Consider the following 21,538-nt stretch of genomic DNA (forward strand, 5'->3'; position numbering starts at 1 on the left):
TCTAATACCTTGTAATGCATAAAGCACGCGTGCTACCTTGCGCCATCGTGTTTCTTAAGCAATCGCGCGCCTTTGAGGATCCTGAATGAGCTCACAAACCGTCCGACCCCAAGCCCCCGCGTTCCGACCTTACGTACCAGCTGACCGCCAAATGCCCGAATTCACCCTTCGAGCCGTACTTCTGGGCCTCATTATGACGGTGGTTCTCGGCGCAGCCAACATGTACCTCGGACTGCGCGCCGGCATGACAATTGCCGCAACGTATCCGGCCGCGGTCATTGGCATGGCTTTGCTGAAGCTGGTCAAGGGCAGCCTACTCGAAGAAAACATGGCCCGCACCATCGGCTCCATCGGTGAATCCGTCGCCGCCGGTGCGACGTTCACCATCCCGGCCTTTGTCATCAGTCAGATGTGGCCCGCCCTCGGCGCCGCCAACTTTTGGCAGGGCGCGGCTCTCATGATGGTTGGCGGAACCCTCGGCATCCTCTTCGTCACCCTGCTTCGCCGCGTCATGGTCGAGGATCCCGAGCTCCCCTTCCCTGAATCCGTGGCCGCCTCCGAAATCCATAAAGCCGGACAGCAGGGCTCGCGCGCTGCAAAGATCCTCTTCGCCAACATGGGCGTCGGTGCCGCCATCTTCTTCGCCGGAGCCGTCAACATCTTCAACGCCAGCAAAGAAGTGCTGGTCAAGATTCCTGCTCTCTCCTTCGGACTCAAACTCGGACGCGGCACTGCTGCTCCCGTCGTCGCCACCGGCGGCGCGACAACATTTAGCGCCCCTGCCGTCAGCCCCGCCTACCTCGGCGTCGGATACATCATCGGACCCCGCCTCGCTGCCCTAAACTTCGCTGGCGGCCTCCTCGCCTGGGGGCTCATGGTTCCGCTCCTCACCTACTTCCTCGGACCGCAGATTTCTGCGAGCGCCGCTGCCGCCGGAACGACCGTTGATTGGACAGCCATCTCCAATGGCGTCTGGTTCTCGATCGTCCGCCCCATCGCCGTCGGCGGAATGCTTGTCGGCGCGGGCTTCACGCTCTTCCGGATGCGCAAATCTCTCGGAATCGGCATCCAGCGCGCCGTCAGCGACCTCAAGAAGACCGGTCAGGCCAAACAGTCCTCCCTCCGTTATGAGAAGGACCTCAATGCTAAGATCGTCTTCCTCGGACTGGGCATCGTCTTCTGCGCCATGCTGGCTCTCTACTTCTTCTTTACGAAGGTCATCGTCGGAGCCGCCGTTGCCGCGGTCGTCATGATCATCCTCGGCTTCTTCTTCGCCGCGGTCTCCGGAAACCTCGTCGGCATGATCGGCTCGTCCAACAACCCGGTCAGCGGACTGACCCTCTGCACCTTGGTCATCGCCGCGCTGCTCATGATCGCCATCGGCGTCAAGGGAACAGCCGGAGTCGTCGCCGTTCTAGGCGTCGCTGCCGTCATCTGCGTCTCCTCGGCCGTCGCCGGAGAAATGCTTCAGGACCTCAAGGTCGGACACATCCTCGGAGGCACGCCCTCCAAGATGCAGCTCGGCGATCTTATGGGCGTTGTCGTCAGCTCCATGGCACTCTTCCCTGTGCTCATGATTCTCGACCAGGCCTATCACTTCGGCAGCAAGGAACTCCCCGCCCCGCAGGCTGGACTCATGGCTTCGCTCGCGCAGGGCATCGTCGGCGGCAATATGGCATGGCCTCTGGTCATCGTCGGAATCCTCATGGGATTCGCCCTCATCATGGTCGAGGTCAAGAGCCCCATGCTCTTCTCCGTCGGCATGTACCTGCCGCTCGAAACCACGTTCGCCATCTTCGTCGGCGGCGTCATTCGCTGGGTCACCGACATGATGCGCGACAAGGGCGTTTTCAACGACGCGCAGAAAGCCCGCATCGACAACGCCGGAGTCCTTACCGCCAGCGGCCTCATCGCCGGTGAAGCTCTCTGCGGCCTATGCGTGGCGGCCGTCAAAGGCCTCAAGGCCAGCGGCAAGATCCACTGGGATCTCCCGGTGGTCTTTGCTCACCCGCACATCCTGAGCGGTCTCATCGCGCTCGCATTCCTCGCCATCCTCATGGTTCAGGTTCCCCTGCGCAATGCCGGACATCCCGACGAACCCGCGCCGCCGACCGCCATCATGTAACCGAAACTAGCACCCGAAACGTAAAGGCCCGCCGATCCTCCTATCGACGGGCCTTTACGTTTCGGGTGCCCCAGTGAACGTTCAGTTCGTTGAGTGGGGCGGTTGCTTTTGCCCTTCTAACCTTGGAACCTCTGATCATTCGACCTCGCGAAACCTCTCCAACCTTGGCCAAACTTCGCGAAACCTACACCTTCTATCTCACCGCCGCATTGTGCTTTTTCCTATATATATTCCGGCTCGCCCTGTTCTGTTCCCGATTTAGCTTCGCCTGCTCCGCTTTCGTCAGATGGCCACCATTCTTCGCCATGTCGCGCTTTTCCTCGCGAACAATGTGCTGTTGCTGCTTTTCCAACTTCGCGGCCTCCTTCGGTGTCAGTTGTCCGCTTCTAACCCCGTTCGCAATGCGATTCTGCTGGTTCTGTTCGCGCCTATTGACTTCATTCACTCGCGGATGCCCCGGATCGACCTTGCCGGGACCTGCGCCGATGGTGTTGGGATTCTGAGCGTAGCCCGGGACGGCTAGCATTCCGCCAAGGGCCAGGGTTGCTATCGAGTAAAGCAGTGTACGTTTCATGCAGCTATAAACGTCGCCACCTCTCCAAAGTTGCGAAAGTATATTTCTTATTTGCGAAGAAACTCTTTCGCATACCCCGGGTTTGAACCTGCTTGCTCTTCCCTGCGTATCACACAGTGCGCGTTACAATACTCCTATGGATCTGCACGCGATTCAGCAAGCCCTGCAAGAACAGAACTTCGATGCCTGGCTCTTCTACGACCACCACCATCGTGACGAAATCGCCTACTCCATCCTCGGACTCCCCGCGCTTCACGTCACCCGGCGATGGTTCTACCTCATCCCCGCCCACGGTGAGCCCATCAAGCTGAATCATCGCGTCGAACCGCGCCACCTCGAATCTCTCCCCGGCCAGCAACAGCACTACGGCGCATGGCGCGAACTGCACGAGAAGCTTGCCGCGATCCTCAAACCATACAAGCGCGTTGCGATGCAGTATTCGCCCAACAACGACATAATGTATGTCTCGCTGGTCGATGGAGGCATGATCGAACTCGTCCGCAGCTTCGGCGTAGAAATCGGATCATCCGCCGATCTCGTCTCTCGCTTTGAAGCCACACTCACCGAAGAGCAGATTGCCTCGCACTTCGCTGCCCGCGATTCAATAGACAAGATCATGGCCGCCACCTTCCACGAAATCGGACAGCGTGTACGCCACGGCAGCGGTTGGGACGAATGGGGCGTGCGCCAGTGGATCGGCGAAGCCTTCCAGCGCGAAAACCTCGTCACCGACGACCTGCCCATCGTTGGAGTCAATGAAAACGCGGGAAATCCCCACTACGAACCCACCGCCGAAGTCCACCGCTCCATCCACAAAGGCGACCTCGTTCTGCTCGACATGTGGGCCAAGAAGAACACACCCAGCGCCATCTATTACGACATCACCTGGACCGGCGTCATCGGCGAACCCTTGCGCAAGCATCAGGAAGTCTTCCGCATCGTGCGCGACGCCCGCAAAGCCGGAGCACAAAGAGTGGTCGACGCCTTCGCCTCGGACTCCCGCATCGAGGGCTGGCAGGTGGACGAAGCCACCCGCTCCGTCATCGACAAAGCCGGATACGGCGACTGGTTTGTTCATCGCACCGGACACTCCATCGGCACCAGTGTTCATGGCAACGGCGCCAACATGGACAACCTGGAGACCCGCGATACCCGACAGATTCTGTCGAATACGTTATTCTCAGTAGAGCCGGGAATTTATCTGCCAGAGTTCGGCGTGCGCAGTGAAGTGGACGTCCTCGTGCATAACGGCGCCGCCCAGGTCACCGGCAAGCAGCAGGAAGAACTAGTTATTATTTAACCGAAATCGCGGAAGGTGTTTCCGCCGCCGCTGTAATAGTTCGGGAACACGTGTGTTGGAATCGATTTAATGGCAAACGAAAAAACAATCGCAAACGCGTCACCGCAAACCGGCATGATGCACCTCATCGCGCCGCTCGCCGGATGGCTCATCCCCGGCGCCGGACATATCATCCAGAAGCGCTGGATCCGCGGCGTGCTCATCTTCTTCAGCGTCACCATCATGTTCTTCAGCGGACTCGGCATGCAGGGCAAGGTGTACGGCTTCAACCTTGGAGACCTGCTCGACATGCTCGGCTTCATCGGCGATTTCGGCAACGGCCTGCTCTATTTCATCGCCCGCTCGATGGACTGGGGCGCTGGAGCCATTTTCCGCGCCACCGCTGATTATGGAACCAAGTTCGTGGTCTGTGCCGGACTGCTCAACGTGATCGCCGCCATCGACGCTCACCACATCGCGATTGGGAAGAAACAATGACGCTCAACTTCTCTCACTTCACAGCCGCGCTCATCTTCTCTATCTGCGCCTCCACCGTCTTTGGAATCACCCAGCGCGATGATACGCGCCAAATGATCCGCTATGGCCTCTACTGCTTCGCTTGGTTCATCGGCGGAGTTCTCGTCGCCAGCTGGGTCATGTGGTTCCTCAAGCGCTAACTTTCCTCCAAGCAGAATCACCAGGGTGCACCATCCTAAACTCGTCTTTTCGAGTTTAGGGTGGGGTCGTTGCCTTTGCTCCTGCCTTTTCCTTTGCTCTTGTTTTTGTTTCTAGACGTGTCACCCTGAGCAACGCGAAGGGCCCCAGCCGCCGCTCCAGTCTCCTCCTCCGCCCGGGGCCATCTACCTCCAACTCCGGTTGGGGTTGGCGCTTTTGCTTTTGCTTCTCAAAAGGTGTTTTCCTGAGCGCATTACGTCCCGTTCTGAACCAGCTCTCTCCAAGGTTCATACCTTTTGAAACCCCCGCCCCCGCAATCTCATCCATCACGGTGGAGGATTTAATAGATGGCAACCGAAGTTAAAGCGCTGGCATTCGAAGTTCCCGCCCTCACACATGCCTACGAAGCGCTCGAACCCTACATTGACGCGCAGACCATGCACCTGCATCACGACAAGCACCATCAGACCTATGTCGACAACGCCAATGCCGCCATTGAGAAGGCGCCAGAGTTAAAAGGCAAGTCTGCCGAAGAGATCCTGAAGAACCTTAGCTCCGTTCCCGAGGCCGTCCGCACTGCCGTGCGCAACAATGTCGGCGGACACGCCAATCACAGCATGTTCTGGGCCATCATGGGCCCAAACGCCGGAGGCGCCCCCACTGGTCCCATCGCCGATGCCATCAAACAAACGTTTGGCGACTTTGCTCAGTTCCAAGAAAAGCTCAACGATGCCGGAGTGAAGCAGTTCGGTAGTGGCTGGACGTGGCTTGCCCTCGGTTCCAGCGGGCTCCAGGTGCTCTCCACGCCCAATCAGGACAGCCCGCTATCCCAGGATCTCTCCCCCATCATGGGCAACGATGTCTGGGAGCACGCCTACTATCTGAAGTATCAGAACCGTCGCGCCGAATACCTGAAAGCCTGGTGGAACGTCGTCAACTGGGCCGAGGTAAACAAGCGCTATGAAGCTGCCCTGAAGAAGTAAATCGACACACATGTCGATCATCCCCAAGCCCCGTCCCGCGACGGGGTTTTTCATTCATCGCTCCTTTGAATGCCAGCGCACACCCACTCGTGCCAGCGTCGGAGGTGCTGTTGAAAGCGTCGGCGTGCGTGCCACGGCATACCTGCGATCAAGCAGATTATCAGCGGCGATATAGGCACTGAATCCCTTCGGCAGCGTTCTCCAAATCGCTGCATTCATCACGAATGCGCTGTTCAACGGAAACAGATTGCGGTCGTCGTCAAACTGCCGTCCGAAATATCGTCCATCAAGCACCACGGCCCATGCTTTCCTGAGATACGCCACTCGCAGCGTAGATGAATGCCTCGGCACCTGTGGAATCCACAACCCAACCAGCTTCGGATCTGCCGAGAAGCTTGTCACCGTCGAGTGCGAATACTGGTAAGCCGCGTCAATCTGAAGTTGCCGAATCCGCACGCTTGCCGCTGCTTCCATTCCTGTCGCGCGCAGGCTCCCAAGGTTCTGCCTCTGCCGTGTAATCAGCGTTGGCGTTGATGCGATCGTTACATTCGCGACAGGATCATTAATTCCGTTCCAGAATCCCGTTGCCCGAAACGACGTCATAGAGTTCGGCGCGAACAGCACCGAACCCTGCACCACCGTTGAGCGCTCATCCCTCAGTGATGCATTTGCAAGTGTCGATACATTGCCTACCCTGAACGCCCGATACAGCTCATTCAGTGTCGGTGCGCGAAAGGCTCTTGCCGCAGAAGCCGAAAACGTCCATCGCGCATTCATCGCGTATGACACGGCGATGCGCGGATCAAACACCACCGCACTGCGTGAAGGCAACGCTGTTTTGACCGCCGTCGTCTGCGTTCCCAGAGGGGTCACGATGGACCGCGCATTCTGATCCGACCAGTTATCCACCCTCGCCGATGCCGTCACCATCAATCGTCGGGAAACGCGCACACGATCTTCAATAAACGCTCCATACCGCAGTTGCACTCCGCCACTGCGAAGATACGATGTGGCCACTCCCGCCTGATACGCGAATTCATCACTCTCGCCCTCGACGTGTCTCGCATCGAATCCCGCCACCAACAACTGCCGCGTTCTTACCTGACGCGACCACAGCAAACTTCCGCCCACCTGCTCAGCGGGTATTCCCTGATTTCGCGTCAGCGACTCCCTATTTCGATCCGCGCTGATCGAGGTAAATGTCTGCCGCAGCGTTTCCGTCCCGCCAAACGCGCGCACTGCAAACGATCCCCACTCTGCGCTGTTTGTATCCATACCCGAGCGAAGTTCGCGCAGCGTGGCTCCGTTCGTCTGTAAATGCGTTCCGTTCTGTCGCGACTCGCCATACATCGAGCCGCCCACAAACCAAGCCGCCTCCGAGCTAAGTTTTCGATCCACCCTCAGCACAGTGCCCACATTTGTCGAACTCGCATACCAGTCCGCCGCGCCGCGCAGCCGCAACGGCACAGGGACGTATCCATTGGTTGAAGCCCCAAACACCTGGGCCGATCCCGCCCACTTTCCACGCGCCCCCACCACCGATGCCGATCCACTCGGCGTATTCAAATTCCCCCACGAGAGATCAACGGCCTCATGCATTGCGTCTGCGTTCGCAACTGGATGCGGCGTGATAATGCTGATCGCACCACCAATCGCATCACTGCCATACAGCCCGCTTCCGCCTCCCGTTTGTAGTTCCACTCTCTCCGGAGCCGTCACAGGAACGCGTTGCCAATACACCCATCCGCCAAATGGATCATTCAGCGGAATTCCATCCTCCACAACCAGCGCGCGGCTTGCAGCACTCGATCCCGTGCCCTGTAGAGAAACTCCCTGTGTCGTTGGATTGGCTGTCCATGATGGCGCTCTTCGAAACAGCGAAAATCCCGGCGCCCCACGCAGTGCTTCATCCAGCGAGAACGCAGGAGTCTGCCGCAGCGTGCGTGCATTGAAGGTTGTAGTTGCTGGAGCTAGCGTCTCACTCTCCGCGCTCACGCTGACTAACTCTTCCGGCCTTGCAATCTCCATCCGAATCCGCAGTGCTGCTCCTGTGATCGCCACGCGCTCTGCCGAAAATCCCGGAGCACTCACCGTCAACTCGCCATCCCCGCGTGCCAGACGAAATCGTCCCTGCCCATCACTGCGCACAACGTGTCCTGCCCCATCGCGCACCGTCGCGCCCACCACCACGTCTCCCGTCGGTTCGATGACCACGCCCTCGACCTCACGCTCTTGCGCCTGGGCAGCCACAGCCAACAACACCAACATCAGCAATGTGCAATGAATTCGTCTTCGCATCGAACCCGTAGTGGGAGAAAGTTCCCTGACAAAACTGGATGCAAGCTGCTGAACCCCGTTTGCCCTGCCTGTTGCGTATTCAAAACTACAAACGCGAATCAGGTGGCCCAGAGTTGGCGATTTTCCAACTCTGGGACTGTTTACACTCCGCCCTACCTGCGCTCAACCTTTCCCAAGCATCCTCGTTTTGCTCCCTGAAAATCCCGCGCCATCTCACCCCTCATTCGAACCTCTCTCACCCCGCTCTTACTTTTTTGTAGCCACTCCGTCCTCTCCATACATCTCACCCTCTGACATGAACAGCAGCCGCGAATACGATTTCGACTACATCGTCATTGGTTCCGGATTCGGAGGCAGCGTCTCCGCGCTCCGCCTCACCGAAAAGGGATACCGCGTCGCGGTCATCGAAATGGGGCGCCGCTGGACGCCTGAAAATCTGCCACGCACCAACTGGTCTCTCAGCCGCTGGTTCTTTCGTCCCAATCTTGCGTTGCGCGGATTCTTCAACATGCGCTTCTTCAAGCACGTCACGATCCTCCACGGATGCGCCGTTGGTGGCGGCTCCATCACCTACGCCAGCACGCTCCTGGAGCCGCCCGAAAAAGTCTGGGACATGGGTTCGTGGGCCGGGCTCTCCAACTGGAAATCTGAAATGCCTGCGCACTACGACACCGCTTCGCGAATGCTTGGCGTATCCGAAAACAATATTCTCGGCCCCGCCGATCACCTTTTGCGCAAGGCCGCCAATGAATATGGCGTAGGCGCGACGTTTTACCGGACCAAAGTCGGTATCCTGCAAAGCCCCGAAGGACAGCCCCGCGCCAAGCACATTCCCGATCCCTACTTTGGTGGCGAAGGTCCTGACCGCATTACCTGCAACGGCTGTGGCGGATGCATGATGGGTTGCCGTTTCGGCGCAAAGAACACACTCGACCAGAACTATCTCTACCTCGCAGAGAAACGTGGCGCGCGCATCATCGCCGAAACCAAAGTGGTCGATGTTCGCCCACTCGACATAAACGGCAGCGCTGGCTACGAAGTCCACACCATCGACTCGCTAGCTTTCCTCCGCAAGCACCCACAGCGTTTCACTTGCCGTGGAGTAGTTTTCGCTGCATCCTCGCTCGGCACAACTGAACTTCTCTTCAGCCTCCGCGAAAATCGATCCCTGCCACTCATCAGCCAGCAATTGGGTAAACACATTCGCACCAACTCCGAATCGCTCATCGGAGTTCGCATCCCCGGCTGTAGCGACGATCTTTCCAAGGGTGTAGCCATCGGCTCGGGCGTGTACATCGACGAACACACGCACATCGAGGCCGTGCGCTACCCGAGCGGCGCCGATGCCATGTCCTTCCTCTCGACCATACTCACGGGGGGAAGCCCCGGTTCCGGCCGCATCCTGCTCTGGATGAAGAACATCGCCTCCTCCCTCCTGAGCCATCCCGTAAAGACCATCCGCCTTCTCCAGCCCTTCGGATGGGCGCGTGAATGCATCATCCTTCTCTGCATGCAAACCATCGACGCGCACATTGATATGCACTTCGAGCGTCCATGGTTCTGGCCCTTCCGTAAGTTCCTCGTCAGCAAAGGAGAGCGCGTTCCCACCTACATCCCACGTGCCAACGAGTTCGCCCAGAAATTTGCACGCATGGCCGGAGGCACAGCAATGAGCATGCTTCCCGAGATTCTCTTCGACGTTCCCGGCACTGCGCACTGCCTCGGAGGATGCGTGATGGGACGATCTGCCTCCGAAGGCGTAATCGACGCACAGCACCGCGTATTTGGCTATGAAAACATGTACGTCTGCGACGGCTCTGTGGTCTCGGCTAATCTCGGAGTGAATCCAAGCCTCACCATCACTGCTCTTGCCGAACGTGCGATGAGCTACATACCATCTCGCACCGAAGCCGAAAACTCCAGCGCCTCCGCCTCCGTCGTTATGTGAAGAGCACGATTTCGCGAAGCAACGCCCAAATATTACTGCAATGCGGTACGAGTGTTCGGTTCAGGTGCTCCAATGCTGGCGTTGTAAGGCAAAATTTCGCTAACCGGCTTCAGTCCCAGTGTCCGCTGTATAACCCGAGCGCCCCATAAGCCGCCGTCAGCTAGAGTGCGTTCTGTCGTGTCGCCGCCAACTGTCTGGCTGAACTCCACCCACAGGTGTTGACGGAACAGAACGTCATGAGGCTGCGATACACATCGGGCATCATGCTTGTTGTAAGGATCGCACAAGAGCGTTCCCACGTATGCGAATGGCCACCTTGTGACGTGATTGTCGTCTGTGTCAACCACAACGTCTGGATTCGCCAGATGTGCATTGGCCACGAACCAGTGGGCCGCGCAAAACACCGCTTCTCCTTTGCGATTCTGCGTGGGCGTTTCCGGAGGCCAGATGACCGTTCGGTTTTCCAGGATGAGGACCGCTGCTCCAGATTTCGCCAGCGTAAATGCGTATGGCATCAAGTCGCGTGTCCTTGTTCCTGCCTGCAAACGCGAGTGCGACATCAACACCCCACCCAATGCCGATGTGGAAGGATGAAAGTAGATCGCACTGTTGTTCCCCCATGGTCCACTGAAAACTACTCTCTCAACTATCGAGTTCCCCTGAACGCTAGACGATGTCACGGTCGCGCTCTGGCACAGCTTGTCTTGCGCGCACCCTATCGAACTCAGTATCAGCAACACGCCAATAGAACGAAACATAGGCATTCTCCTATATCAGTCGATTCCGCGTGCACTACGGAATAACGTCAGCCTTATCCCCTGTATACCAATCCGTGTGCCTCGATATCTCTGCACACTGAAGACATACCGTGTCCTGCCATGCAAACTTGCAGGATGGACAAACTCCCTTTGTCTCGAAAGTGTTCCAGACGTGACCGCACTTGCAGACCCAGTGATTTCCCATCCCCGGTGTCCATTGACACTTGGGACATCTAACGCCAGGAATCACATCGCCCACAGTCAAAGGTCTGTTGAGATGCCGTTGTGGTCGGAATTCCCGTTGAACTCCCTGGAATTGGGGCAGGCCCGCAGTGGCAGCAAGCATCTCAATCTCTGCATACAGCCGCACATCTTCGTCGATTATCTGGCTGAGGTATTTCGCAGCATCCTGTCCCATTGCTCGGCCCGCCTCATACAGGACTTGGCGGAACTTACATGTTGACGGCCAGAAATGCTTTGGCGCTTCGTTCAGATCTGCTGGATTTGTGTCGGATCGATACTGCTCAATCGCGTACTGAATGGAACTGGCGAAATTGCCCGATCTCCGATCTTCAAGCAGAGAACGCATATATGGAAAATCCTTCGGGTGTCCTGCCATTCCATATCCACAACTCTCACCCGTGGTAGCCTCAGCGCGCCGCTTCTCGGCCTCCTGCTTGACAGACTCTGTGCCATCAGGAAACCGTCGCGCCGCTGCAGCTAGCTGTGCGTATCGCGCTATCAACGACTCGGCAAGGTCCGGGTCCAACTTCCGCAAAATGTGGAGCACACGAAAAAGCAAGTGCTCCCGTACTGACATGATTTCGACGCTGCGCTCAGAATCATATGTGGCCGATATTCCACTATCTGGCTGCTCCTCCAGCAAACGAACAACATCGCGAATAACACCTCGGGCCTCGGACTCCTCAAGCCGAGTCCACGACCACGAGAAAAAGTGGATGAAATGATCTGTTGGATGTTCGCGTCCGACCGAAATCGCCTTATGCAGAATTGCCTGTTGCTTCTCATAGCTCTGCAGTTGCTGCAGAAGTGACGAAGCTGCAAAGTATGGAAAATCTGTCGCGGACTCGTACCCAATAACGTAATCGACTGCCGCGTCAACTTGCCCATGATCGATCATAATTCGACCAATCGTCTCTGGCGCAAAATGCCCGTGTGTCCGGCCAGCTTCAATGCTGCGCAGTAACTCCGGAGCAACTGCAGCGGCGATTTGTCGAGCCTCTTCGAGAAAGAATTGCCGCTCGCGCCCCGGAAAGCTGCGAATCTCGCCTAGCGCAGATTCAAACACCTTCGGGGCCCGGTCGCGATTCAAAGCTGTAGTGACCCGCGCAATCCTCATCAATGCCCCAGCCCGCACAGCAGGAGCCGAGTGTCGGGCTTGATCCTCGAGTCGGTCTAATGATGTCTCTATCGGCATCGAGGGATTCTCGCACAGATTAGCGACGGCCACTCGCATTCCCCATCTCAGAGTGGCATTCGGGATGGTCAACAACAGCGCGGCTTTACTCAGGTTTTTCATCTCGTCACCGAAGCTCCTCGCGCCCTCTAGCACCACCTTCACTTCGCTCTTCGAAACTTTGAAACCTTGCTCAACCTTGTATCCTCGAATCACTATGGACTACGTAAATTTCGGCAAGACTGGACTCAAGGTCTCGCACATTTGTCTCGGCTGCATGAGCTACGGCTCACCCGAAGCCGATCAGGGTGCGCGTCCCTGGGTGCTCAACGAACAGCAAAGCCAACCCTTCCTGCGTGAAGCGCTCGACCTAGGCATCAACTTCTTCGATACGGCCAACGTTTACTCCAACGGTGCCAGTGAAGAAGTGGTCGGCAAATTTCTAAAAGCCAACACACGCCGCGAAGCCGTTGTCATCGCGACCAAGGTTCACGGCGTAATGCGCAAAGAACCTAATGGACGCGGGCTCTCTCGAAAGGAAATTTTCTTCGAACTCGACCAGAGTCTTCGCCGACTCCAGACCGACTACGTCGATATCTACCAGATCCACCGCTGGGATTACGAAACGCCAATCGAGGAAACGCTCGAAGCTCTGCACGATGTCGTCAAAGCCGGAAAGGTCCGCTACCTCGGCGCATCTTCGATGTACTCATGGCAATTTGCTAAGGCACTTTATCTCGCCGACCTTCATGGATGGACGCGCTTCGTCTCCATGCAGAATCACTACAATCTGCTTTATCGCGAAGAAGAGCGTGAGATGATTCCGCTCTGCCTCGAAGAAAAGATTGCTGTCATTCCGTGGAGTCCTCTCGCCCGCGGACGCCTCACCCGCCCTTACCAAAGCGATGCGACCAAGCGCCTTCAGACCGACAACTTCGGAAACAAAATGTATTCAGTCACCGAGGAGCAAGACCGCCGTGTCATCGACCGCGTAGGCGAAATCGCCGAGCAGCGTGGCATTCCACGAGCTCAAGTCGCGTTGGCGTGGCTGCTGAGCCGTCCCGGAGTAACCACCCCCATCGTCGGAGCCACCAAGCCCGGTCAACTCAAGGACGCAGTGTCCGCTCTCGACGTGCGCCTTACTCCAGAAGAAATCGCCTCGCTCGAGCAGCCCTACACGCCTCACCCCGTCCTCGGCTTCAGCTAATCAACAAAAAGCTACATCAGATCAGCAATCCGCGGGTGCCCCACCTTCGACGCGTGTTTTGCGCGGCTAAGGTGGGGGAGCAAAATGCCTGCGGCTACACCAACCCTTGAAACCGCCCTTGAACGCGCAAATGTAATTTCTTTGTCACTGAGCTCCCGTTCGCCGTGCTCCGCCGTAACATAAATGTATGGAGCCTACTGATCAGACTGTTGGGGAGGAGATAGCCAACAGCATCTCGCACGGCATCGGAGCCGCACTGTGCATCGCCGGACTCGTCCTGCTGCTCATGCGTTCCATCGCTGCGGGCGACCCGCGCATCATTACCTCATGCGCCGTCTTCGGAGCCTCGGCGATCATTCTCTATCTCGTCTCCACGCTCTATCACTCGCTCAGCTACACGCGCGCTTATCGCGTCATGCGCTCGCTCGACCACTCGTCGATCTACCTGCTCATCGCGGGAACCTACACGCCTGTCACGCTCATCGGTCTTGGCGGCGCGCTTGGCTGGACTCTCTTTGCCATCGTTTGGAGCTGTGCCTTCATCGGCGTCATCATCAAGTCCTTCGCCACCGGACGATTTGAGGCCATCTCCACCGCCATGTATCTCGCCATGGGATGGACTGCAATCTTCGCCATCAAATCCATCTACATGCTTTTGGCCCATCCCGTATTTGCCATGCTTCTCGCCGGAGGCTTCTGCTACTCTGCCGGAATTCCCTTCTACGCCTCCAAGCGCAAATACATGCACTTCATCTGGCACATCTGGGTTCTCGCTGGCACAGCCTGTCACTTCGCCGCTGTGTATCTCCTGATTTGCAAATAATGTAGCTCACCCGGAGATGCCTTCAATTCGGCATCTCTGGAATTTCCCGCCTCGTTTTGTAAACCTTCATCTACTCACGAATTTCTTCTTACGCCTGCCACTTGGGCCAACACACCCCATTCAACAACCATCCAAGCTCCTCGTTGTATCAACTTCACAGGCAGGTTTGGCAATGCGAATTTCGGCTACGATGAGGGGCTCTTTTCTGCTGTGCATCATGTCCTTCCTGATGCTTGCATTCGCTGCTTGCGGCACAGGCCGTTCCAGCACCACCAACAACGGCGGTTCAGGAGGAACTGGCGGCAGCGGCGGATCAGGCGGCTCCGGTGGATCGGGAAGCCCTACCGTTTCCAGCATCGCTGTCGCGCCCAGCGCGCCCTCCATCCAGGTCGGCAAGACGCAGGCTTTCACCGCCACCTGCACCATGAGCGACAAATCCACGAACGATTGCACCAGTTCCGCTTCGTGGAGCAGCAGTAGCACAAACGTTGCCACCATCAGCGGAGCCACAGCAACCGGCGTTGCTGCCGGAACCACCACCATCACCGCGGCCAGTGGCAACATCACTGGGTCGACGAATCTCACGGTCACGACTCCTGCCGGCTCGCACGTGATCAATCACATCATCTTCATGGCGCAGGAGAATCGTTCCTTCGACAGCTACTTCGGTATGCTCAACGCATATCGTGTAGCGCAGGGCCTCCCTGCCGATGTCGATGGCCTCCCTGGAGCCGAAACCGGAACTCCTCAGCCCGACTGCACCAACATGGTCGCTTGCAACAAGGGGTTCGCGACGAAAACACCCGTGCCCGTGTTCCACATGGTTTCGCAGTGCACATACAACATGAGCCCCTCGTGGAACGAGAGCCACATCGACTTCAATCTTTCGAATTTCCTCTCGATGACAGCCAAGAATGACGGCTTCGCCTACACCGGCGGAGGCTTCGCTTCGTCCAATGGACTGTGGGACACTGACGGACACCGCTCGATGGGCTACTACACCGACCGCGAGCTTCCCTACTACTACTTCATGGCGACACAGTTCGCCACCAGCGATCGCTTCTTCGCTGCCGCACCCACGCGCTCGCAGCCCAATCGTCTGTACCTGTTTGCTGCGACATCACAAGGCCACATCTACGAGCCGTCTTCCACCACCGGTGGACAGCTTACGGCCAAGACGATCTTCGATCTTCTTCAGGCCGCCGGCCTTTCTTGGAAGATCTACTACGAAGATTACTATCCGGACCACGTGACGCCTGATAGTTACATTTACAACTTCTCCACCACCAACAAGATCCTCAACGGCCATCTTGTGCCCATCACCGAGTACTTCAGTGATGTAAAGAACGGCACGCTTCCAGCCGTTTCCTTCATTGAGAGCGGTTACGTTCAGGGCTTGGACGAGCATCCCGAGAACCCAATACAAATGGGCGCGCGTTACGTTTCCAAGTTGATGAATGCGCTCGTGCAGAGCCCATCATGGCAGGATTCGGTCTTCTTCTGGACCTTCGACGAGGCGGGCGGACTTTATGATCACGTTCCCCCGATGATGCCTGTTCCCAATCCGGATGGCATCAAGCCCGTCGACTACAACCTGAACAACAAGGACATCTGCTCCAGCACGCCCGATAACCCAGCATGCGATTTCACTCGTACCGGATTCCGCTTGCCGTTCCTGGCCATCTCGCCGTTCACGAAGCCGCATTACGTTTCGCACACGCCGATGGACTTCACTGCGATCCTGAGATTCATTGAAGATCGCTTCAACCTGCCACGACTCACCAAGCGCGACGCAGCCCAGCCCTCGATGGACGAGTTCTTCGACTACGCCGGAGTGCCAAATCTCACACCGCCCACTCCGCCCGAGCAACCCGGCCCCGATTGCGACGGACTTGCACGCACCTGCACGCCGAACTCAATACCGCAGGCTCCCTGCTACAAGGACCACCTGCCATAAAGTGTCCAGGAATGGGTGAACACCAGAATGTCGTAATGGGTAAGCACCAGAACGTTGTGACGATGGGGCGAGCACCAGAATGTTCTGGACATGGGGTGAGCGCCAAGCTCACCCCATCGCACGAACCCAAGCACCGCGGGTGCCCCATATACGCTTGCCTCTTTTGGCAAGCGCATGTGGGATCTAACAAAGAAGCGCGCAGCGCCTTCCTAGTTTCTTGTTGCAGTTGCAGTTGTTGTTGCAGTTGCTTTTGCCGTTGCTTTTGTTCTTGCTTTTGATCTTCGGTGTCATCCTGAGCCGCAGGCGAAGGACCCCAACCAGTTCACAACCCGCCACCCCCGCCCCAGGTCACCTACCACCAACCCGCACCTACCTCGCCAGCCTCTCGTCAACGAACGCATCGCCTTCGAATCCCCACGCGGCCACCAACGCCGTAATTCCGCTCGCTGCATAAATCATCGCAATGACCATGAACTGATAAATTGCTGTGTACACCGGATCGCTTCCCGTCAGCAGCATCCCCGCTGCAAATCCCGGAATCCACACAATCCCCAGCGATCGCAGAGAATTCAAACTCGGGATCAGTGCCGCGCTCGTCGCATTCTTCGCAAATGGCAATGCGGCGATCTTCGACGTTGCACCCAATGCCAGCGCTGCCTCCACCCTTCCTGCATTCAACTTCAAATCGCTCGCATAACGCTCCAGCACTTGCGAACATGTGTTCATCGAGTTGGCGATGATCATCGACCCCAGTGGCACCAGAGCAGTCGCCTTGAACTCGATCACGCGAGTCAACGCCATCGTCGCAATCACCACCGACGAACCCGTTGCAATCGCTCGCAGACACACCATGTACGAGGATGTCACTCCGCCCTTCGCACGTTCCGCAGTCCTGCGCTGAGCCATCCTCGCTGCAGTGGCGCACATAGCCGCTAACGCCGGAACGCTCCACCACGCCGCTCCCTTCAGCAACCAGACCAGCACCAACCCAATGGCCATCATCTGTAACAACCCGCGGGCCAGCGCCGTCCCTGTTTCGCCTGCCAACTCCAACTTTCGCCAGCGTCCCAGCCAGGCCACGCCCATTGCGAGCACACAAACCACAAGCGCCTGCCCCAGCCCAATCGCCACCTGCGAATGCATCCAGTGCTCCATCATCTTTGCATCTCCAGATCACCTCAGGGTGCCTACACTTCCACAGCCGCGCCTTCGCTCAGGACTCCGTCTCTCATCACCAGAGTCCGCTGCGCCAACCTCTCCGCCTGCGCCGTGTCATGAGTCACCATCAGACACGCCCCTTCCACCTTCCGGATCGCCGCTGTCAAAGCCGCTTCCACCACAAGCTTCGCGTTCTCATCCAGCGCCGATGTTGGTTCATCCAGCAGCAGCACCAGCGGACGATTTGCCAGCGTCCTCGCCAGCGAAACTCTTTGCGCTTCGCCACCCGAGAGCCCAGCCACCTCGCGCGCAGCGTAACCGCTCAGGCCAACTGTCTCCAGCAACTCATCGACTTCGTCATCTTTCATCGCCTCTCCGCAAAGCGACGGCCCGTAGCACACGTTATCCCTCACGGTTCCCGGAAACAGGTATGCCTGCTGCATCACCATTCCCAACCGCCTACGCAGCTCGTGAACATCCATCGCAGTCACATCCGCGCCTTCCAGCAGCACGCGACCATCCGTTAGCGGATCCAGCCGATTCAACAATCGGAGCACACTCGACTTCCCCGCACCACTCGGCCCCGTGATGGCCACCACTTCGCCCGCCGCAACGGTGAAGCTCGCTTCGCGCACGATCACCTTTCCCGCCACTTCGCGCCTCAGCTTCTCTGCCCGCAGCAGGACCATCCTCTCGTCCATCGTTTTCTCCGTCCAGCTCTTCTCCCGCAACAACGTCCTAATGTACGCTTTCAAGTTCCAATCTCGTGGGGAGAATCATGGAATCCCATTCTCGTCGAATCTTCGCCGCCCTGTCAGTGCTTTCAGCCATACTCGCGGTCGCCTTCCTCGCTTCCGCCCAGCAGCACAAACCCGCAACTTCGGCTTCTAAAGACAAGCTTGCCGAGGATGTTTATAAGAACATCCGCTCATTCCGTGGACGACCAGCATCCGAAATCATCCCGACCATGCAGTTCATTTCCAGCTCTCTCGGCGTGGACTGCAGCTTCTGTCACGACATGAAAGCCTTCGACAGCGACACCAAAGACGAGAAGCGTACCGCGCGCGAAATGATCGCCATGCAGCAGTCCATCAACCGGTCGCATTTCAAAGGTGAGCGCGAAGTCACCTGCAACACCTGCCATCATGGCGAAATGCATCCAGCTGCCACGCCCGCTCTGCCCGAATTAAACGCGCCAATTCCCGTCCCGACTGCCTCGCACGAGCACGCCCATCCCAAAGCCGTGCCCGCTTCGCCGACCGAGTACCTCGACGCCTTCCTCCAGGCCGCCGGAGGAGAATCCGCGCTCGCCAAGCTCACTTCTTTGACCCAACATGGCACCGCTAATTTCGGCGCTGGCCCTCTATGCGAATACTCCACTTACACCCGCTCCACAGGCCAGCACGCAACAGTGCTCACCATCCCGCAAGGCGACGCAATTTCCACCTTCGACGGACATTCCGGCTGGCTCATCTATCCGGGACGCCACGCCCGCCCCATGAGCCCTGGCGAAATCGAGAACAGCCGAATTGAATCCGACCTTCTCTTCCCCCTCAACTTCAAGCATCACTACACGCAGTTCCGCGTCGGCCGCCCCGAGAATTTCAACGGCACACAGGCTAACGTCGTGACAGCGGTTCGACCGGGCCAGCCTCCCGTGCGTCTCTACTTCGATCCCAACACTCACCTGCTCATGCGGGTTCTCTACTACGCCGAAACCCCACTCGGCCGCAATCCTTCGCGCATCGACGTCCTTCACTACACGCAATTCGAAGGTGTGCAACTTCCGTCCGAGTGGGTTGTTACCTTGCCCTTCTCCCGGACCACCTACAAGATCGAACACTACGACGCTTCTCCCATCCCCGACTCCCGCTTTGAGCCGCCCTCCTCTATGGCCTCCACCGAATGACCGCTCTCATGCGAACGCGCCGAGTCCTGAATGCCCCTCGCGCACACTTCCGCCCTCCCAACGACAAGTTGCGGAAGCTACCTGCTGCAGCTTTTCCTGCTTTCCTTTCATCTAAGGGTTTCGCTATTGCAATTTAGAAGCACCGGTGAGCTATGGAAAAGATTCGCAAATCTGATCAAGAATGGCGTCGTTCTCTCACTGCAGAGCAATACCGAATTCTGCGCGAAAAAGGTACCGAAAGGGCTTACACCGGCCAATACACCGACACCAATATTCCGGGCGTGTACCTTTGCGCCGCGTGTGGTCTCGAGCTTTTCCCATCCGAGACCAAGTACCACTCCGGCTGTGGCTGGCCCAGCTTCTACGATCCCCTGAACAGGGAAAACATCGAGGAGCATGAAGACCGCAGCCACGGCATGGTCCGTACCGAGGTGACCTGCGCCCGTTGCGGAGGCCATCTTGGCCACGTCTTCCCCGACGGCCCTCGCCCAACCGGAATGCGCTATTGCATCAACTCCGCCTCCCTGCGCCTCAACAAAATAGACGACAAGGGCAACAACTCCGGCAAATAGCAAATAGAAGAAGTGGCGTCTTTGCTCCCTTCGAGGGTGCCCCATCCTAAACTCGTATTCTTGAGTTTAGGGTGGGGTAGTTGGTCTTGCTCTTGCCTTTGCTCTTTGCCCGGATCATCCTTGGCCTTTGTTCTCCTCCTCACACCTTAATACCTGCGCCAGAGGGCTCAGCCATACCCTCGGTTGACGAATTCTCTTGAGCGACCTAGCCTTAAAACATAATTCCCGCTCTTTTATTTATTGCAAGGAAGGTCTAATGGCTACTTCTTCCACCTCAAGTTCAACCCGTGTTCTCAATCACGAGCTGCGTTCGCGCATCATGTCGGCCGACGAAGCTGCTGCGCTCATTCGCAACGGCGACAACATCGGCATGAGCGGATTCACCGGCTCCGGATATCCAAAGGAGCTGCCCACCGCTCTCGCGCGCCGTATGCAGAAGGGCCACGATCAGGGCGATCCTCTTCGCGTCGGCGTCTTCACCGGAGCTTCGACCGGCCCCGAGCTCGACGGTGCTCTTGCAGCAGCCAACGGCATGCAGGTCCGCTTGCCTTATCAGTCCGATCCCGCCGTCCGCCAGCGCATCAACGCCGGCGACATGGAGTACATCGACATCCACCTGAGCCACGTCGCCCAGTACATGGAGTACGGATTCCTCGGCAAGCTCGACATGGCTGTCATTGAAGTCGCAGCGGTTTACGAAGACGGACGCGCCATCCCTTCGACTTCGCTCGGCAACAACAAGGCCTGGCTCGAATGTGCCGACCGCGTCATCCTCGAAGTCAATTCCTGGCAGTCGATCGACCTCGAAGGCATGCACGACATCTATTACGGACTTGATGCTCCTCCGCGCCGCGAGCCCATTCCTCTCACCCGCGCTGGACAGCACATCGGCAGCCCCTACCTCCACATTCCTATCGAGAAGGTAGTCGCAGTCGTCGAGACCCATGCGCCCGATCGCAACACTGCTTTCAAGGAGCCCGACAAGGCTTCGCAGCAGATCGCCGGTCACATCCTTGAGTTCCTCGATTGGGAAGTGAAGAAGGGCCGCATGCCCGTTGACCTTCTGCCTATCCAGTCCGGTGTAGGAAACATCGCCAATGCCGTGCTCTTCGGCCTCAAGCAGGGAAAATTCCAGAACCTCACCGCCTACACCGAAGTCATTCAGGACGGCATGATCGAGCTGATCAAGTCCGGCAAGATGGTCTCGGCCTCGGCGACCTCCTTCTCGCTCGGTCCTGACATGATCAAGGAGGTTTACGGCAATCTGCGCGACTACCGCCGCAACGTCGTCCTCCGCACGCAGGACATCTCCAACAATCCGGGCATCATCCGCCGTCTCGGCGTGATTTCGATGAACGGCATGATCGAGGCCGACATCTACGGCAACGTGAATTCGACTCACATCATGGGATCCAAGATCATGAACGGCATCGGCGGCTCTGGCGACTTCGCCCGCAACGCCTACCTGTCCATCTTCATGGCCCCATCCCTCGCTGCTAAGGGAACCATCTCCACCATCGTTCCCATGGTGAGCCACGTTGACCACACCGAGCACGACACCCAGGTCCTCGTCACCGAACGCGGATTGGCCGACCTGCGCGGTCTCTCGCCCAAGCAGCGTGCCCGCTTGGTGATCGAGAATTGCGCCAGTGAGGAATTCAAGCCGCTGCTGGCCGACTACTTTGATCGTGCGCAGAAGCATTCTGCCGGACAGCACACGCCCCACATCTTGACCGAGGCTCATGGATTCCATGAACGCTTTCTCAAGACCGGCACCATGCTTCCGTAAAGGTTATCAAGACACGAAAAAGCCCCGCATCCTGAGATGTGGGGCTTTTCTTTATTGCGTTAGTTC

The 21,538-nt window shown here is 57.7% G+C and carries 18 protein-coding genes; 12 read left to right on the plus strand and 6 right to left on the minus strand.

What is annotated here, in order from left to right; genetic code table 11:
- Window positions 1-85: 85 nt before the first annotated feature.
- On the plus strand, window positions 86-2,125 hold the full coding sequence (locus AC6IZD_RS13555) for an OPT family oligopeptide transporter (RefSeq protein ID WP_497783850.1): 2,040 nt from the start codon (window positions 86-88) through the stop codon (window positions 2,123-2,125).
- A 193-nt stretch (window positions 2,126-2,318) separates the two neighbouring features.
- On the opposite strand, the gene AC6IZD_RS13560 is transcribed toward AC6IZD_RS13555, so the two are convergent.
- Complete coding sequence (locus AC6IZD_RS13560) at window positions 2,319-2,699, minus strand: hypothetical protein (RefSeq protein WP_497783851.1); 381 nt, start codon at window positions 2,697-2,699, stop codon at window positions 2,319-2,321.
- A gap of 136 nt (window positions 2,700-2,835) precedes the next feature.
- On the opposite strand from AC6IZD_RS13560, the gene AC6IZD_RS13565 reads away from it, so the two are divergent.
- The 4 genes from AC6IZD_RS13565 (at window position 2,836) to AC6IZD_RS13580 (ending at window position 5,636) form a co-directional block, all read left to right on the plus strand.
- Window positions 2,836-3,999, plus strand: a complete 1,164-nt coding sequence (locus AC6IZD_RS13565; RefSeq protein ID WP_497783852.1) for a M24 family metallopeptidase — start codon at window positions 2,836-2,838, stop codon at window positions 3,997-3,999.
- A 69-nt stretch (window positions 4,000-4,068) separates the two neighbouring features.
- Window positions 4,069-4,476, plus strand: a complete 408-nt coding sequence (locus AC6IZD_RS13570; protein WP_497783853.1) for a DUF6677 family protein — start codon at window positions 4,069-4,071, stop codon at window positions 4,474-4,476.
- Window positions 4,473-4,655, plus strand: coding sequence for a hypothetical protein (locus AC6IZD_RS13575; RefSeq protein WP_497783854.1), 183 nt, complete (start codon window positions 4,473-4,475; stop codon window positions 4,653-4,655). The genes AC6IZD_RS13570 and AC6IZD_RS13575 overlap by 4 nt, the downstream gene beginning before the upstream one ends.
- Window positions 4,656-5,000: 345 nt before the next feature.
- Window positions 5,001-5,636: a superoxide dismutase gene (locus AC6IZD_RS13580; RefSeq protein ID WP_497783855.1), complete on the plus strand. Its 636-nt coding sequence runs from the start codon at window positions 5,001-5,003 to the stop codon at window positions 5,634-5,636.
- Window positions 5,637-5,690: 54 nt separating this feature from the next.
- Here AC6IZD_RS13580 and AC6IZD_RS13585 read toward each other — a convergent pair whose 3' ends face one another.
- Window positions 5,691-7,934: a TonB-dependent receptor gene (locus AC6IZD_RS13585; protein ID WP_497783856.1), complete on the minus strand. Its 2,244-nt coding sequence runs from the start codon at window positions 7,932-7,934 to the stop codon at window positions 5,691-5,693.
- Window positions 7,935-8,229: 295 nt separating this feature from the next.
- Here AC6IZD_RS13585 and choxAB point away from each other — a divergent pair, with 295 nt between their 5' ends.
- Window positions 8,230-9,882, plus strand: coding sequence for a cholesterol oxidase (gene choxAB / locus AC6IZD_RS13590; protein ID WP_497783857.1), 1,653 nt, complete (start codon window positions 8,230-8,232; stop codon window positions 9,880-9,882).
- Window positions 9,883-9,914: 32 nt separating this feature from the next.
- On the opposite strand, the gene AC6IZD_RS13595 is transcribed toward choxAB, so the two are convergent.
- Window positions 9,915-10,640, minus strand: coding sequence for a hypothetical protein (locus tag AC6IZD_RS13595; RefSeq protein ID WP_497783858.1), 726 nt, complete (start codon window positions 10,638-10,640; stop codon window positions 9,915-9,917).
- Between the two features lie 34 nt (window positions 10,641-10,674).
- Window positions 10,675-12,273 carry a hypothetical protein gene (locus AC6IZD_RS13600; RefSeq protein WP_497783859.1) on the minus strand — a complete coding sequence of 533 codons (1,599 nt, stop codon included), beginning with the start codon at window positions 12,271-12,273 and terminating at the stop codon, window positions 10,675-10,677.
- Between the two features lies 1 nt (window position 12,274).
- Between AC6IZD_RS13600 and AC6IZD_RS13605 the strand changes: the two genes are divergently transcribed.
- From AC6IZD_RS13605 to AC6IZD_RS13615, 3 genes are all read left to right on the plus strand, one after another.
- Window positions 12,275-13,264, plus strand: coding sequence for an aldo/keto reductase (locus AC6IZD_RS13605; RefSeq protein WP_497783860.1), 990 nt, complete (start codon window positions 12,275-12,277; stop codon window positions 13,262-13,264).
- 187 nt (window positions 13,265-13,451) lie between these two features.
- Window positions 13,452-14,087 carry a PAQR family membrane homeostasis protein TrhA gene (trhA, locus tag AC6IZD_RS13610; RefSeq protein WP_497783861.1) on the plus strand — a complete coding sequence of 212 codons (636 nt, stop codon included), beginning with the start codon at window positions 13,452-13,454 and terminating at the stop codon, window positions 14,085-14,087.
- Between the two features lie 172 nt (window positions 14,088-14,259).
- Window positions 14,260-16,044, plus strand: coding sequence for an alkaline phosphatase family protein (locus AC6IZD_RS13615; protein ID WP_497783862.1), 1,785 nt, complete (start codon window positions 14,260-14,262; stop codon window positions 16,042-16,044).
- Window positions 16,045-16,413: 369 nt separating this feature from the next.
- Here AC6IZD_RS13615 and AC6IZD_RS13620 read toward each other — a convergent pair whose 3' ends face one another.
- Together AC6IZD_RS13620 and AC6IZD_RS13625 are read right to left on the minus strand one after the other, a co-directional pair.
- A complete protein-coding gene (locus tag AC6IZD_RS13620) occupies window positions 16,414-17,202 on the minus strand; it encodes an ABC transporter permease (RefSeq protein ID WP_497783863.1) in 789 nt (262 codons plus the stop codon).
- Between the two features lie 29 nt (window positions 17,203-17,231).
- On the minus strand, window positions 17,232-17,903 hold the full coding sequence (locus tag AC6IZD_RS13625) for an ABC transporter ATP-binding protein (protein WP_497783864.1): 672 nt from the start codon (window positions 17,901-17,903) through the stop codon (window positions 17,232-17,234).
- 77 nt (window positions 17,904-17,980) lie between these two features.
- On the opposite strand from AC6IZD_RS13625, the gene AC6IZD_RS13630 reads away from it, so the two are divergent.
- The 3 genes from AC6IZD_RS13630 to scpC all read left to right on the plus strand — a co-directional run bounded on the left by AC6IZD_RS13630 (window position 17,981) and on the right by scpC (window position 21,472).
- Window positions 17,981-19,111 carry a c-type cytochrome gene (locus AC6IZD_RS13630; protein ID WP_497783865.1) on the plus strand — a complete coding sequence of 377 codons (1,131 nt, stop codon included), beginning with the start codon at window positions 17,981-17,983 and terminating at the stop codon, window positions 19,109-19,111.
- Between the two features lie 152 nt (window positions 19,112-19,263).
- Complete coding sequence (gene msrB, locus AC6IZD_RS13635; protein WP_497783866.1) at window positions 19,264-19,683, plus strand: peptide-methionine (R)-S-oxide reductase MsrB; 420 nt, start codon at window positions 19,264-19,266, stop codon at window positions 19,681-19,683.
- A 256-nt stretch (window positions 19,684-19,939) separates the two neighbouring features.
- The gene (gene scpC, locus AC6IZD_RS13640; RefSeq protein WP_497783867.1) at window positions 19,940-21,472 is read left to right on the plus strand and encodes a succinyl-CoA:acetate CoA-transferase ScpC; all 1,533 of its coding nucleotides are present in this window, start codon (window positions 19,940-19,942) and stop codon (window positions 21,470-21,472) included.
- Window positions 21,473-21,538 lie beyond the last annotated feature (66 nt).

The organism is Koromonas humicola (genome assembly GCF_059726255.1).

Coding starts and splice junctions, on each gene's coding strand:
- AC6IZD_RS13555 (WP_497783850.1), top strand. CDS start 86: ATGAGCTCACAAACCGTCCGACCCCAAGCCCCCGCGTTCCGACCTTAC.
- AC6IZD_RS13560 (WP_497783851.1), bottom strand. CDS start 2,699: ATGAAACGTACACTGCTTTACTCGATAGCAACCCTGGCCCTTGGCGGA.
- AC6IZD_RS13565 (WP_497783852.1), top strand. CDS start 2,836: ATGGATCTGCACGCGATTCAGCAAGCCCTGCAAGAACAGAACTTCGAT.
- AC6IZD_RS13570 (WP_497783853.1), top strand. CDS start 4,069: ATGGCAAACGAAAAAACAATCGCAAACGCGTCACCGCAAACCGGCATG.
- AC6IZD_RS13575 (WP_497783854.1), top strand. CDS start 4,473: ATGACGCTCAACTTCTCTCACTTCACAGCCGCGCTCATCTTCTCTATC.
- AC6IZD_RS13580 (WP_497783855.1), top strand. CDS start 5,001: ATGGCAACCGAAGTTAAAGCGCTGGCATTCGAAGTTCCCGCCCTCACA.
- AC6IZD_RS13585 (WP_497783856.1), bottom strand. CDS start 7,934: ATGCGAAGACGAATTCATTGCACATTGCTGATGTTGGTGTTGTTGGCT.
- choxAB (WP_497783857.1), top strand. CDS start 8,230: ATGAACAGCAGCCGCGAATACGATTTCGACTACATCGTCATTGGTTCC.
- AC6IZD_RS13595 (WP_497783858.1), bottom strand. CDS start 10,640: ATGTTTCGTTCTATTGGCGTGTTGCTGATACTGAGTTCGATAGGGTGC.
- AC6IZD_RS13605 (WP_497783860.1), top strand. CDS start 12,275: ATGGACTACGTAAATTTCGGCAAGACTGGACTCAAGGTCTCGCACATT.
- trhA (WP_497783861.1), top strand. CDS start 13,452: ATGGAGCCTACTGATCAGACTGTTGGGGAGGAGATAGCCAACAGCATC.
- AC6IZD_RS13615 (WP_497783862.1), top strand. CDS start 14,260: ATGCGAATTTCGGCTACGATGAGGGGCTCTTTTCTGCTGTGCATCATG.
- AC6IZD_RS13620 (WP_497783863.1), bottom strand. CDS start 17,202: ATGATGGAGCACTGGATGCATTCGCAGGTGGCGATTGGGCTGGGGCAG.
- AC6IZD_RS13625 (WP_497783864.1), bottom strand. CDS start 17,903: ATGGACGAGAGGATGGTCCTGCTGCGGGCAGAGAAGCTGAGGCGCGAA.
- AC6IZD_RS13630 (WP_497783865.1), top strand. CDS start 17,981: ATGGAATCCCATTCTCGTCGAATCTTCGCCGCCCTGTCAGTGCTTTCA.
- msrB (WP_497783866.1), top strand. CDS start 19,264: ATGGAAAAGATTCGCAAATCTGATCAAGAATGGCGTCGTTCTCTCACT.
- scpC (WP_497783867.1), top strand. CDS start 19,940: ATGGCTACTTCTTCCACCTCAAGTTCAACCCGTGTTCTCAATCACGAG.